This window comes from Streptomyces sp. NPDC002867, from assembly GCF_053591895.1.
The window spans coordinates 133,568-147,347 of the sequence record NZ_JBSFUR010000014.1; the positions used below are offsets into that span (position 1 = coordinate 133,568).

11 protein-coding genes and 2 pseudogenes are annotated in these 13,780 nt (G+C 71.3%); 5 read left to right on the top strand and 8 right to left on the bottom strand.

What is annotated here, in order from left to right; all coding sequences use genetic code 11:
- Positions 1-41 precede the first annotated feature (41 nt).
- On the top strand, positions 42-1,568 hold the full coding sequence (gene glpK / locus ACWD0A_RS16495) for a glycerol kinase GlpK (RefSeq protein WP_451298605.1): 1,527 nt from the start codon (positions 42-44) through the stop codon (positions 1,566-1,568).
- Between the two features lie 12 nt (positions 1,569-1,580).
- Entirely contained in the window at positions 1,581-3,206 is a 1,626-nt protein-coding gene (locus ACWD0A_RS16500) for a glycerol-3-phosphate dehydrogenase/oxidase (RefSeq protein ID WP_307717901.1), read from the top strand.
- Between the two features lie 48 nt (positions 3,207-3,254).
- On the opposite strand, the gene ACWD0A_RS16505 is transcribed toward ACWD0A_RS16500, so the two are convergent.
- Positions 3,255-4,625 carry an MFS transporter gene (locus ACWD0A_RS16505; protein ID WP_451298607.1) on the bottom strand — a complete coding sequence of 457 codons (1,371 nt, stop codon included), beginning with the start codon at positions 4,623-4,625 and terminating at the stop codon, positions 3,255-3,257.
- A gap of 162 nt (positions 4,626-4,787) precedes the next feature.
- Here ACWD0A_RS16505 and ACWD0A_RS16510 point away from each other — a divergent pair, with 162 nt between their 5' ends.
- Positions 4,788-5,459 (top strand): FadR/GntR family transcriptional regulator, encoded by a 672-nt coding sequence (locus ACWD0A_RS16510; protein WP_451298609.1) that lies wholly within the window; start codon positions 4,788-4,790, stop codon positions 5,457-5,459.
- Positions 5,460-5,601: 142 nt separating this feature from the next.
- Here the strand turns inward: ACWD0A_RS16510 and ACWD0A_RS16515 are convergent.
- A pseudogene (locus tag ACWD0A_RS16515) lies at positions 5,602-6,049 on the bottom strand (ABC transporter permease); the annotation flags it as partial.
- 27 nt (positions 6,050-6,076) lie between these two features.
- Positions 6,077-6,624, bottom strand: a pseudogene (locus ACWD0A_RS16520) (fuconate dehydratase); the annotation flags it as partial.
- Between the two features lie 256 nt (positions 6,625-6,880).
- Here ACWD0A_RS16520 and ACWD0A_RS16525 point away from each other — a divergent pair.
- Entirely contained in the window at positions 6,881-7,915 is a 1,035-nt protein-coding gene (locus tag ACWD0A_RS16525) for a PAC2 family protein (RefSeq protein ID WP_451298611.1), read from the top strand.
- 266 nt (positions 7,916-8,181) lie between these two features.
- Here the strand turns inward: ACWD0A_RS16525 and mshC are convergent, their stop codons facing one another.
- The 4 genes from mshC to ACWD0A_RS16545 form a co-directional block, all read right to left on the bottom strand.
- Entirely contained in the window at positions 8,182-9,411 is a 1,230-nt protein-coding gene (gene mshC / locus ACWD0A_RS16530) for a cysteine--1-D-myo-inosityl 2-amino-2-deoxy-alpha-D-glucopyranoside ligase (RefSeq protein WP_451298613.1), read from the bottom strand.
- A 104-nt stretch (positions 9,412-9,515) separates the two neighbouring features.
- Positions 9,516-10,343, bottom strand: coding sequence for an SCO1664 family protein (locus ACWD0A_RS16535; RefSeq protein WP_451298615.1), 828 nt, complete (start codon positions 10,341-10,343; stop codon positions 9,516-9,518).
- Positions 10,307-10,897, bottom strand: coding sequence for a DUF3090 domain-containing protein (locus ACWD0A_RS16540; protein ID WP_256524417.1), 591 nt, complete (start codon positions 10,895-10,897; stop codon positions 10,307-10,309). The genes ACWD0A_RS16535 and ACWD0A_RS16540 overlap by 37 nt, the downstream gene beginning before the upstream one ends.
- A gap of 68 nt (positions 10,898-10,965) precedes the next feature.
- A complete protein-coding gene (locus ACWD0A_RS16545) occupies positions 10,966-11,670 on the bottom strand; it encodes a histidine phosphatase family protein (RefSeq protein ID WP_451298617.1) in 705 nt (234 codons plus the stop codon).
- Positions 11,671-11,914: 244 nt separating this feature from the next.
- Here ACWD0A_RS16545 and corA point away from each other — a divergent pair, with 244 nt between their 5' ends.
- The gene (corA, locus tag ACWD0A_RS16550) at positions 11,915-12,898 is read left to right on the top strand and encodes a magnesium/cobalt transporter CorA (protein WP_451298619.1); all 984 of its coding nucleotides are present in this window, start codon (positions 11,915-11,917) and stop codon (positions 12,896-12,898) included.
- Between the two features lie 18 nt (positions 12,899-12,916).
- On the opposite strand, the gene ACWD0A_RS16555 is transcribed toward corA, so the two are convergent.
- Positions 12,917-13,702, bottom strand: a complete 786-nt coding sequence (locus tag ACWD0A_RS16555) for a ferritin-like domain-containing protein (RefSeq protein ID WP_451298621.1) — start codon at positions 13,700-13,702, stop codon at positions 12,917-12,919.
- Positions 13,703-13,780 lie beyond the last annotated feature (78 nt).

Genomic DNA, 13,780 nt, shown 5'->3' on the forward strand with positions numbered 1-13,780 from the left:
GCACGAGCCGTATTCATGACAGACCTGAGCAGGAGCACCCCGTGACCGACGCACACACCACCGGGCCGTTCATCGCGGCCATCGACCAGGGCACCACCTCCAGCCGCTGCATCGTCTTCGACAAGGACGGCCGGATCGTCTCCGTCGACCAGAAGGAGCACGAGCAGATCTTCCCGAAGCCGGGCTGGGTCGAGCACAACGCCGCCGAGATCTGGACGAACGTCCAGGAGGTCGTGGCGGGCGCCATCGAGAAGGCCGGCATCACCTCCGCGGACGTCAAGGCCATCGGCATCACCAACCAGCGCGAGACGACGCTGCTGTGGGACAAGAACACCGGTGAGCCCGTCCACAACGCCATCGTCTGGCAGGACACCCGCACCGACGCGCTCTGCAAGGAGCTCGGCCGCAATGTGGGCCAGGACCGCTTCCGCCGCGAGACGGGCCTGCCGCTCGCCTCGTACTTCGCCGGCCCCAAGGCGCGCTGGCTGCTCGACAACGTCGAGGGCCTGCGCGAGCGCGCCGAGCGCGGCGAGATTCTCTTCGGCACCATGGACTCCTGGGTCATCTGGAACCTGACCGGCGGAGTCGACGGCGGCGTCCACGTCACCGACGTCACCAACGCCTCCCGCACCATGCTGATGAACCTGCACACCATGGAGTGGGACGACAAGATCCTCCAGTCCATGGAGGTGCCGGCGGCGATCCTGCCGGAGATCCGTTCCTCCGCCGAGGTGTACGGGCTGGCCAAGGGCGGCGCGCTGGACGGCATCCCGGTGGCCTCCGCGCTCGGCGACCAGCAGGCGGCCCTGTTCGGCCAGACCTGCTACTCGAAGGGCGAGGCCAAGTCCACGTACGGCACCGGCACCTTCATGCTGATGAACACCGGTGACGAGCCCGTCAACTCCTACAACGGCCTGCTGACCACCGTCGGCTACCGCATCGGCGACGAGAAGGCGGTCTACGCCCTCGAGGGCTCGATCGCCGTCACCGGTTCGCTGGTGCAGTGGATGCGCGACCAGATGGGCCTGATCAACTCGGCCGCCGAGATCGAGACCCTCGCCTCCTCGGTCGAGGACAACGGCGGCGCCTACTTCGTCCCGGCCTTCTCCGGCCTCTTCGCCCCGTACTGGCGCTCCGACGCCCGCGGTGTGATCGCCGGACTGACCCGGTACGTCACCAAGGCGCACATCGCGCGCGCCGTTCTCGAGGCCACCGCCTGGCAGACCCGCGAGATCACCGACGCCATGACGAAGGACTCCGGCGTCGAGCTGACCGCGCTCAAGGTCGACGGCGGCATGACCTCCAACAACCTGCTGATGCAGACGCTCTCGGACTTCCTGGACGCGCCGGTCGTGCGTCCGATGGTCGCCGAGACCACCTGCCTCGGCGCCGCCTACGCCGCCGGCCTGGCCGTCGGCTTCTGGCCGGACACCGACGCGCTGCGCGCCAACTGGCGCCGGGCCGCCGAGTGGACCCCGCGCATGGACGCTGACAAGCGCGATGCCGAGTACAAGAGCTGGCTCAAGGCCGTGGAGCGGACCATGGGCTGGCTCGACGAGGAAAACTGACGAGGAGCAATGATGACCACCCTGCAGAGCGTCCCCGACCACGGGACGCGCCCGGCCTCCGGCTCGACGGTGTCCTCCTTCAAGGCAGCGAGCCGCGCCGAGACCCGGGAGCAGCTCTCCACGGCGACGTACGACCTCCTGGTGATCGGCGGCGGCATCCTGGGCATCTCCACCGCCTGGCATGCCGCGCAGTCCGGGCTGCGGGTGGCCCTGGTGGACGCCGGCGACTTCGCCGGCGCCACCTCCTCCGCCTCCTCCAAGCTCCTCCACGGCGGTCTGCGCTACCTGCAGACCGGCGCGGTGAAGCTGGTCGCGGAGAACCACTTCGAGCGGCGTGCCGTCTCCCGCCAGGTGGCGCCGCACCTGGCCAACCCGCTCACCTTCTACCTGCCGGTCTACAAGGGCGGCCCGCACGGTGCCGCGAAGCTCGGCGCGGGCGTCTTCGCCTACTCCGCGCTCTCCGCCTTCGGCGACGGCGTCGGTCACCTGCTCAGCCCGGCGAAGGCCGCGGCCGACGTGCCCGAGCTGCGCACCGACAACCTGAAGGCCGTCGCGGTCTACGGCGACGACCAGATGAACGACGCGCGCATGGCCCTGATGACCGTCCGCGCGACCGTCGAGGCCGGTGCCACCGTCCTCAACCACGCCGAGGTCACCGGCCTGCGCTTCACCCGCGGCCGGGTCACCGGCGCCGAGCTCAAGGACCGCACCGACGGCACCGAGTTCGGTGTCGACGCCCGCCTGGTGCTCAACGCCACCGGTCCGTGGGTGGACCACCTGCGCCGCATGGAGGACCCGGAGGCGGCTCCCTCCATCCGCCTGTCGAAGGGCGCGCACCTCGTCCTCAAGCGCACCTCCCCCTGGAAGGCGGCGCTCGCGACCCCGATCGACAAGTACCGCATCACGTTCGCCCTGCCCTGGGAGGACATGCTGCTGCTCGGTACGACGGACGAGGAGTACGAGGGCGACCCTGGGGACGTCGCGGTCAACGAGAAGGACATCACGCAGATCCTGGACGAGGCCGCGTTCTCGATCCGCGACCAGCAGCTGTCGCGCGATCTGATCACGTACTCCTTCGCGGGTCTGCGCGTCCTGCCCGGCGGCCCCGGCGACACGTCCAAGGCCAAGCGGGAGACCGTCGTCACCGAGGGCCGCGGCGGCATGCTGTCGGTGGCCGGCGGCAAGTGGACCACCTTCCGCCACATCGGCCGCACGGTGATGCACAAGCTGGCGACGCTCCCGGGCCGGCCGCTCGCGGAGGACATGGAGCCGATCGCCCAGCTGCCGAAGAAGCTGCCGCTGCCGGGCATCGCCAACCCGAACGCGGTCGCGCACCGCCTGCTCGTCGACGGCGGCACGCCGGGCCCGCGCATGGCGGCCGACACCGCCCGCCACCTCGCGACCCACTACGGCTCCCTGTCGTTCGACATAGCCCGTCTGGCGAGCGAGGACCCGGCGCTGGCCGAGCGCGTCCACCCCGACGCGCCGGAGATCTGGGCGCAGGTCGTGTACGCGCGTGACCACGAGTGGGCCGAGACGGCGGACGACGTGCTGCGCCGCCGTACGACCCTGACGATCCGGGGTCTCGCGACGGACGAGATCCGCGGAAAGGTCGAGGACCTGCTCGGCAAGAAGTAGGAACCGGTACGAGAGGGGCGGCACACCGCGGGTGTGCCGCCCCTCTCGTCATGCGTTGAGCTCCTCCAGCGTCCTGCCCTTCGTCTCGACGGCGAGCAGGGCGACGACGGCGCCCACCGCCGCCACCGCCGCGAACTGCGCGAAGACCATGGCCAGGCTGCCGCCCGCGCCGAGGATCGCGCCCAGGGCGACCGGCCCGAGGATGACGCCGAGCCGGTTGCACAGGCCGCCGAACGCGGCGCCCTTGGCACGGTTGCGGGTCGGGTAGAGCTCGGGCGAGTACAGGTAGAGCCCGGAGTTGACCGTGTAGAGGAAGAAGGTCGTGCCGGAGGCGAGGACAGCGACCTGGAGGCCGGAGGTCGCACCGGCCAGAGCCAGCATGCCGAGGGTGACCGCGGTGCCGCCGAGTGCGGTCACGAGGGCGGGTCTGCGGCCCACCCGGTCGATCACCAGGGCGACGACGAGCGTGCCGAGCAGTCCGGTGACGTTGCCGAGCAGGGTGTAGCCGAGCGCGGTGCTCAGGTCGAGGCCGAAGTTCTTGGTGTAGAGGGACGGCAGCCAGGTGGAGATGCCGTGGTTGACGTAGTAGGCGACGAACCAGAGCGCGGAGACGACCGCCGTACGGCGCAGGTAGCGGCCCGAGAACAGTTCCCGCAGCCGGCCCCGCGACGTGGCCTCCTCCGGCCGCGCGGACGGCGCCGGGGCGGGCAGTGGCTTGCCCGTGGCCTCGGCGACCTCCGCCTCGATGCGCGCGATGACCTGCTCGGCCTCCTGCGTACGGCCGCGGGCCAGCAGCCAGCGCGGGGACTCGGCCACGTGGCGCGGGAGCAGGGCGGCGAACAGGACGGGTACGGCGCCGATGACGAACATCGCCCGCCAGCCGAGGGTGGGGACCACCCACACGGCGACGAGACTGGCCGCCGCCAGGCCGGCCGGGAAGATCATCTCGTAGAGGAGTACCAGGCGGCCGCGGTTGTCGGAGCGTGCGATCTCGTTGATGTAGGTGGCGGCGACGGGGACGACGCCGCCGATACCGATGCCCTGGATCAGGCGGAAGAGGGAGAAGGCCTCGAGCCCGTCGGAGAGCGCCACGGCGAGCGAGGCGAGGCCCGTCACGGCGACGCCGAGGGCGACCGTGCGCACGCGGCCGATGCGGTCGCCGAGCCAGCCGGCCGCGAGGGCGCCGAAGAGCATGCCGATCGACGCCGCCGTCAGGGCGAGGGTGGCCCCTGCCGTCGTCAGGTTCCATTCCTTCCGCAGGACGGGGAGCGCGGAGGCGGCCAGCAGCTGGTCGAACGCCTCGAAGAAGGTGACGGCACCGATCAGGAAACGGACCTTGACGTGCCAGCGGGAGTGAGGAAGCCGCTCGAGTCGCGCGGCTATCGAGTATTGGACAGGCGGGTTGGCCACAGTCGTCATGAGGGTTCCTCCCGCTGACGGGGATCCGCGGAAACGGGCAGACAGCAGATTGCGTCAACTTACGCCACGTCCCCGGGGACGTGGCGTAAGCGGGGAAGGCCGTGACCGTGGGCGGCCGCAGGCGGCATAATCGTCGATACATCGGATGTATGGAGGTCGCCCGTGGCTGTCACCGACGAGGCCATCGAGAAGATCAAGGGGATGATCGTCTCCGGTGCACTGCGCCCGGGCGACCGGCTCCCCAAGGAGAGCGAACTTGCCGCGGAGCTGGGCCTGTCGCGGAACTCGCTGCGGGAGGCGGTGCGGGCGCTGTCCCTGATCCGCATCCTCGATGTGCGGCAGGGCGACGGCACGTATGTGACGAGCCTGGACCCGCAGTTGCTCCTGGAGGCGCTGAGCTTCGTCGTGGACTTCCACCGGGACGACACGGTGCTGGAGTTCCTGGCGGTACGGAGGATCCTGGAGCCGGCGGCCACGGCGATGGCGGCGACGCGGATCAGTGAGGCCGAACTGACGGCGCTCGGCGAGCAGTTGGATGCGCTGGGGGCACAGCCGTCGGTGGAGGAACTGGTCGCGGCGGACCTGGAGTTCCACCGCGGCATCGTGCAGTCCTCGGGGAACTCGGTGCTGTGCTCCCTGCTCGACGGCCTCTCCGGCCCGACGACCCGGGCCCGCATCTGGCGCGGCCTGACCCAGGAGGACGCGGTGAGCCGCACGCTCCACGAACACCACGCGATCCTGGCGGCCCTGCGGGACCGCGACGCGGAGGCGGCGCGGTCGTGGGCGACGGTGCATGTGGCGAGCGTGGAGCAGTGGCTGCGGTCGACTCGGTGACGGTTCCCCACCCCCCTTCCCGAACCGGGGCTTCGCCCCGGCCCCCGTGGCCCTGCGCCCTGGCGAGCGCGGGCTCTCGGGGCTCCGGGCACAGGCAGCGCCGCAGGCGTCTGAGGCGCGGGTCCGGGGGCGGAGCCCCCGGTTACCGACGCCAGTCCTGGCGTTCGCCGCTCGCGAAGCGGGAGATCACCAGGGCCACGATGATGATCGCTCCGTTCAGGAACTGGTTCCACAGCGCCGGCACCCCGCCCAGCGTCATGACGTTCACCACCAGCTGCAGCGTCAGCACACCCGTCAGCGCCCCGAACAGCGTCCCCGGGCCGCCCTTCAGGCTGATGCCGCCGATCACCGCCGCCGCGAAGACCTGGAAGATCCAGCCGTTGCCCTGTGTCGCCGCCACCGAGCCGTAGTGGCCCGTGCACAGCACACCGGCGAACGCCGCCAGCAGGCCGCCGACCGCCGGCACGATCCAGGTGATGCGGTCCACGCGGATGCCCGCCGCCCCGTGCCGCCTCCGGGTTGCCGCCGATCGCGTACAGCGCGCGCCCGTGGCGCAGGTACGCCAGTGCCGCCCCGCCCGCCGCGGAGAGCTCGCGGTCCAGGACGGCGACGCGGGCGCCACGCTCCCGCAGCAGCGCGGCGCGCTCGGCCCTGCCCGGCTCGGCGGCGCGCAGGATGGCGAGTGCCTCGTCGCGGGTGAGGACGTCGGTCGGGTAGCGGAAGTCGACCAGGCCGACGAGTTCCTCGGGCGTCATGGACGCGAGGAACTCCCGTACGGGGAGCCCGGCGTGGGTGGCGGCGAGGTCCCAGGCGGCGTTGGCGACCGCGCCCGCCGCCATGTGCATCACACCCTTCTCCAGGCCGAGCCAGCGCAGTTGGGAGTCGTGGGTGGGGCCGGTGTGCAGCACGGCGAGTCCGGCGGCGGTGAAGGGTGCGGGGCGGCCGACCACATAGGCCGCAGCGCCTCCATGGCGGCGGCGACGACTTCGTTGCCGCGTCCGATGGTGAAGCAGAATCCGTGGCCTTCGCTTCCGTCGCCGAGGCGCATCACGACGTAGGCCGCGAAGTAGTCGGGGTCCGGGTTCATGGCGTCGGAGCCGTCGAGCTGTTCCGAGATGGGGAACCGGACGTCGTGGACCTCGAACTCCGTGACGGTCTGACTCATGCACGAACCCCAGGTGAGCAGAACATCGGATCTCTCTGGCGAACATCCGATGTATAGCGCCGCATGGACGCGCCAGTCCCGGGTTCGGACGGAAAATCCACCCACAGCTCGGATGAATGAGCGTCTCGTCGTCCCCGCGCCCCGACATCTGCCCGGCCCTGGGAAGTTCACCCGGGCGTGCAAGGGGGCTGCGGCGGGGCACCCGGTAAGCCGTAAGGTTGGGACGTAATAAAGGGAACTTCGGAAGGAGGCCTGGGTGATCGAGCTCGAGGGAGTACCCGAGCTGATCGACCCGGTCATGGTGGCCGCGTTCGAAGGCTGGAACGACGCCGGTGACGCCGCCTCCACCGCGGTCGCTCACCTGGACCGGGAATGGAAGGGCGAGGTGTTCGCGGCGCTCGACGCCGAGGACTACTACGACTTCCAGGTCAACCGGCCCACGGTGTGGCTGGACGGCGGTGTACGGAAGATCACCTGGCCCACCACCCGGCTCTCCGTGGTGCGCGTCGGCGGTGACAAGCCGCGCGACCTGGTCCTGGTCCGCGGCATCGAGCCGTCCATGCGCTGGCGTTCGTTCTGCAACGAGATCCTGGGCTTCGCCCACGAGCTGGGCGTCGAGATGGTCGTGATCCTGGGGGCGCTGCTCGGCGACACCCCGCACACGCGGCCGGTGCCGGTCAGCGGCATCACCTCCGACCCGGATCTCGCGCGGACGATGGACCTGGAGGAGACGCGGTACGAGGGGCCGACCGGCATCGTCGGCATCCTCCAGGAGGCGTGCACCCACGCCGGGGTCCCCGCGGTGAGCCTGTGGGCCGCGGTCCCGCACTACGTGTCCCAGCCGCCCAACCCCAAGGCCACCCTGGCGCTGCTGAACCGCCTGGAGGACCTGATCGGCCTGCGCATCCCCCTCGGCGAACTGCCCGAGGACGCACGGGCCTGGCAGCTGGGGGTGGACCAACTGGCCGCCGAGGACACGGAAGTGGCCGAGTACGTACAGACGCTGGAGGAGGCGCGGGACACCGCCGAGCTGCCCGAGGCGTCCGGCGAGGCCATCGCCCGGGAGTTCGAGCGCTACCTGCGGCGGCGTGACGGCGGGCACGGCGGCCACGCGACCGACGGCGGCGAGGGCAGCTCGTACCTGCGCGACACCTCCAGCGGGCGCACCCGTCCGCCCGCGCCGCCCCGGCCGGAACCGGATGCGGCGGAGCCGGGTGGCGAACCGGGCGCCGAGCGGGAGCCGGACCGCGAGGACGACGGCGGCGAGGCGAACGGGTCGTCGGAGGACTGAGGGGTCCGGGAGTCACGGCGAGCGGGGTGGTGCCGGAAGTCGGCACCACCCCGCCGTGCGTACGGCCGCTCACCCCTGGTCGAGGGCGACCACATCGTCCTCGGTGTCGGGCGTCGGCGGCACGTCGAAGCCGGATCCGCGGCTCGGACAGAGCCGGCGCTCGCAACGGTGGTCGGTCTTGAGGCCGGCGACTGAGCGGCGAGGGTCGCAGCAGGGCAACCGCACGCGTGCCGGGCGACCGCCCGCCCGCACGACCGGATCCGTCCCTAGAGCGCCACGCCCAGCAGAGCGTCGACCGCGCGGGACACCAGCCCCGGAGCGCCCTCGTCCGTGCCGCCCTCGGACTGCTGCAGTGCGGCCCAGCGGTCGACCGCGGCGAGCGCCGCGGGGGCGTCGAGGTCGTTCGCGAGCGCCTCTCGGATCTCCCCCACCAGGCTGTCCGCGGACGGGCCGTCGGGCCGGGAGACGGCCGCGCGCCAGCGCCCGAGCCGCTCGACCGCGTCGCTCAGCACCGTGTCCGTCCACTCCCAGTCGGCCCGGTAGTGGTGGGACAGCAGGGAAAGGCGGATCGCGGCGGGGTCCACGCCGTCACGGCGCAGCTTGGAGACGAAGACCAGGTTGCCCTTGGACTTGGACATCTTCTCGCCGTCGAGGGCGACCATGCCCGCGTGCACGTACGCCTTGGCGAAGGGGTGCTCGCCGGTGAGCACCTGGGCGTGCGACGCGCCCATCTCGTGGTGCGGGAAGGCCAGGTCGGAGCCGCCGCCCTGCACGTCGAATCCCATGCCGAGGTGATCGAGGGCGATGGCGACGCACTCGATGTGCCAGCCCGGCCGGCCGCGGCCGAGGCTGCCGCCGTCCCAGCTGGGCTCCCCCTCACGGGCGGCCATCCACAGCATCGGGTCGAGGGGGTTCTTCTTGCCGGGGCGCTCCGGGTCGCCGCCGCGCTCCGCGGACAGCAGCCGCATCGCCTCGGCCTCGAGCCGGGAGACCTCGCCGAAGTGCGGGTCCGCCTCCACGGAGAAGTAGACGTCGCCCTCGAGCTCGTACGCGGCGCCCGCGTCCCGGAGCCGTTCCACGAGGGGAACGATGCCCGGTATCGCCTCGACGGCGCCGATGTAGTGCTGCGGGGGCAGCATCCTCAGGGCGGTCATGTCCTCCCGGAACAGGGCCGTTTCACGCTCGGCGAGCTCGGTCCAGTCATGCCCGTCGCGGATCGCGCGCTCGAGCAGCGGATCGTCCACGTCCGTCACGTTCTGGACGTAGTGAACCTGCCGCTTGGTGTCGAGCCACACGCGCTGCACGAGGTCGAACGCGTTGTAGGTCGCCGCGTGACCCATGTGGGTCGCGTCGTACGGCGTGATGCCGCAGACGTAGATACGGGCGACGGGACCGGGGTCGAGGGTCACCGGACCGTCGGTCGCGGTGTCGTGGATCCGGAGGTCGCGGCCCTTGCCGGGCAGGGCGGGGACCTCAGAAGCGGGCCAGGCATGCATGCCTCGAGCCTAACCGGACGCATGTTCCGCATACGAACCGGATCACTGCTCTTGGCCGGTTGGGCACTCTTGCGATCAGCTGGGAACTGTGCCTGAGCGACCCGCTACACCGGCGGCCAGGGAATCGCAGGCCACTCGCCCGACGGAACGGGATGGGCCCCCGAGGCCAGCAGCGCCGCCACACGGGCCCGTACGGCGGCGACCTCGGCGGCGGTGAGCAATTCGGCCAGACGGGTGGCGAGCGGCGCCCCGTCCGTGAGCGCGGCGGCCACCGACGTGAGCGTCTCGGTCGCCTCGGCGGGCAGCGGCTCCCCCGCCCAGCCCCACAGCAGGGTGCGCAGCTTGTCCTCGGTGTTGAACGTCACCCCGTGGTCGATCGCGTACAGGGCCCCGTCGACCGTGGGCAGCAGGTGGCCGCCCTTGCGGTCACCGTTGTTGATCACCGCGTCGAGCACGGCCAGGCGGCGCAGCCGCTCGTCGTCGGCGTGGACGAGCAGGGCCGTGCGCCCCTCGCCGACGTCGGCGAAGCCGACCGCCTTCCAGCCCTCGCCCGGCTCCTCGTCCTCGACGAGCGCGAGCAGCGCGGCCTCCGGGTCGGCCTCGATCCACAGCTGGACCATGCCCTGCCCGTAGGGGCCGTCCCGCAGCACAGTGGGCGGCACGAGTCCCCAGCCTGTGGCTTCCGAGAGCTCGTACGCCGCCACCTCGCGCTGGGCGAGCGTGCCGTCGGGGAAGTCCCACAGCGGACGCTCGCCGGCGATCGGCTTGTAGACGCAGTGGGCCTCGTCGCCCTCGTAGGCCACGGAGCAGTAGAGCACCGCGTTGGACGCCTCACGGAGCCGTCCGCGCACGGTGATCTCGCCCTTCGCCAGGAGGGTGAGCACGTCGACCGTGCTCACGCGCCCCGTCGGTATCCGTTCTGGCGCGGGCATACGTGTCCTTCCGGATCGAGCGGCAGGCTGCACAGCGGGCACGGCGGCCGGCCGGCGTTCACCACGTCCAGCGCACGCTTGGCGAACGCCCTGGCCTGGGCGCCGGTGAGCCGGACGCGCAGCATCGGGGGGCCGTTCTCCTCGTCCTGCAGCAGCCGCTCCTCGGCCTCCGCGAGATCCTCCTCGGAGTCCGCGTCGAGCTCGACGAGCGCCTGGGCCTCGACGATCATGCGCTGTTCCTCGCCGTCCCACGCCAACGCCATCGTGCCGACGCGGAACTCCTCCTCGACCGGATTGTCGAGCGGCGCGGTGTCGGCGACGTCCGCGGGCGCCATGGCCGGCACGGGCGCGTTGCCCCCGGTGCGGCGCACCACCTCGTCCAGGAGTTCGTCGATCCGCTCGGCGAGCGCGGCGACCTGGGTCTTCTCCAGAGCGACGCTGGTGACGCGCCCTGCGGCGGAAGCCTGCAGGAAGAACGTACGGCGTCCAGGCAACCCGACCGTGCCGGCCACGAAACGCTCCGGCGGGTCGTAGAGGAACACCTGACGGGACACGTCCTGTCTCCCTTGGGATCGGTCTTCGGATCGGTCTTTCGGCCCGTCCACCCTACTGCGCGACGCGATCACGGTGCGCCCGCGCCGCCTCCGACGACGGCACGTCCGCTCTCCTCGCTCCTCTCCTCCTCACCGCTCACGCGCGGCACGAGAGAGTTGAAGTCCCCTGTGTCGCCGAGGCGCAGCAGGAAGGGGCGGGTGCGGCTGTAGCGGATCGCGGTGACCGAGCAGGGCTCTACGTGGATGCGCTGGAAGAGGTCGAGATGCATGCCGAGGGCGTCGGCGACCAGGGACTTGATGATGTCCCCGTGCGAGCACATCGCATAGACGGCGCCGTCGCCGTGCTCCTGCTCGACGCGCGCGTTCCAGTCGCGGACGGCGTCGACGGCGCGGGCCTGCATGGCGCGCATCGACTCGCCGCCGGGGAAGGCGGCGGCGGACGGATGCTGCTGCACGACCTCCATCAGCGGCTCGTCGGCGAGTTCGCCGAGTTTGCGGCCCGACCAGTCGCCGTAGTCGCACTCGCCGATCCGATCGTCGGTCTCCAGGGTCAGCCCGGGCCGCGCGTCGAGCAGCGGCTGCAGGGTCTCGCGGCAGCGCTCCAGCGGGCTGGAGACGACGGCGGCGAGGGGTACCCCGGCGAGGCGGGCGGGCAGGCCGGCGGCCTGGGCGGCCCCGCGTTCGTCGAGGTGGACGCCGGGCGTCCGGCCGGCGAGCACACCGGCGGTGTTGGCGGTGGAACGTCCGTGCCGTACGAGGATGAGCGTGGCCATGGCCGCAAGCCTACGGCGGTCCGTCCCGCATGCCGGGGTGTGCCGGGTGATCGGGCAGGAGGCATCCCCTGAGCGTGACGAAGCCCCCTGCGTGGGCGGGCCGTGTCAGCCCCGGTGCGGTGGGTATCCGGCTACCGCGTGGTTCGACGACGGACCACCGGACAGAATCGTCTCCGGAGAAGTGAGACTGTGACGCAAGCTCGGCCTCCTTCTGTGCGGCCGTCGACCTGGAGAAAATGCTCGGATGATCGTGGATTGCGCCATCTACCGCGACGGACGCCGCACCGACGGCCCGTCGGACTTCTCCGACGCCCTGGACGAGGCGCGGGCCGCGGGGGACGCCTTCTTGTGGATCGGCCTGCACGAACCGACGGAGAAGGAGTTCGACCACGTCTCCGAGGAGTTCGGCCTGCACCCGCTGGCGGTGGAGGACGCGCTCAAGGCGCATCAGCGGCCGAAGCTGGAGGTGTACGACGACTCGCTGTTCGTGGTGCTGAAGCCTGTGGTCTACGAGCCCGAGAGCGATGCGGTCAGCACCGGCGAACTGATGGTCTTCATAGGGGACTCATTCGTGGTGACGGTCCGCCACGGCGAGGGCGCTCCGCTGCGCGCCGTGCGCGAACGGCTGGAGGCCGAGCCCATGGTGCTGCGGCACGGGCCGACCGCGGTGCTCTACGCGATCAGCGACGCGGTCGTCGACCACTACATAGACGTGGCCGCCGAGTTGCAACTGGACCTGGAGGAGATGGAGGCGGAGGTCTTCGCCCCGGGCGGCAAGGACGCCAGGAACACGGCGGCGCGGATCTACACCTTCAAGCGCCAGGTGCTGGAGTTCCGCCGGGCGGCGGGGCCGCTGGCGGCGCCGATGACGCGGCTCGCGGGGGCCGGCGTGCCGTTCGTCGACGAGCACTCGCAGCCGTTCTTCCGGGATGTCAGTGACCATCTGACCCGGGCGAACGAGCAGGTGGAGGGGCTGGATCGGCTGCTGTCGGACATCCTGTCCGCCCATCTCGCGCAGATGGGCGTGCGGCAGAACGACGACATGCGCAAGATCTCGGCCTGGGCCGCGATGGCCGCGGTCCCGACGATGGTCGCCGGTGTCTACGGGATGAACTTCACCCACATGCCGGAGCTGCACTGGGTGTGGGCGTATCCGGCGGTCCTGCTGCTGATGGCGGGCGCGGTCGTCGGCCTGCACCGGCTGTTCAAGCACCGGGGCTGGCTGTAGGTCCGGCGCCGGGACCGGTCAGACGGCGGGCGCGGGGGTGGGCGGCCCGTCGAGCGCTCCGCGCCGCTCCGGCATCGCGAGGGAGACCATGCGCCGCCAGCCGCCGAGCCGCTCGTACGCGTACATCCCGTGGATGCCCGCGGCGAGCGCCGCCGACTTGGCCTTCGGCCAGCGCAGCAGCCGGCCCATGTGGCCCATCACGGCCAGGCTGACGTCGCGGTAGACCGCGATCTCGTTGAGCGAGCTCTCCCGCAGCACCTGCTGGATCCTGCGGCCGTGCGCCGCCGCGGCGAGGCGGAGCAACTCCTCGTGGCAGTAGGACAGATGGTTGTTCTCGTCTGCGGAGATCATCATGATGGCCCTGCCGACCTCCGGGTGGTCGCCGAAGTACTTGACGAGCATGACCATCTGGTCGGCGGCGCGCTGCTCGGTGACACGGCTGTGCGCGAGGTAGACGACGATGTCCTCTTCGGTGAGCGGCTCGTCGCGGCGCAGTTTGTCGTGTGCGAGCCCGATGCCCCGCTTCTCCAGCAGCATCGTGTAGTCGGTCTCGGGCGGTACGGGGACGGGGTCCAGTCCCCGCTTCCTGAGCAGCGCGTTGAAGATGCGGCCGTGCTTGTCCTCGTCCGCGCCGTGGCGGGTGATCTTCGGTGCAAGACGGCGCATGCTCTCCGGGACCAGGGCCGCGATGCGCGCGTTCTCCCAGCCGCCCTGCGTCTCGCCGCTGGCCGCGATGGAGCAGAACAACTGGTAGGTGTCGTCGCTGTCGACGATCTCCTGAAAAATGCTTCGGGCCGAGAGCATCTCTGCCACCTCCGTGAAGGCATCCGCAGAGAACGAGTCAAATGCGGGCGGCCGAACGCGGCAACAGGTGGCGGGACC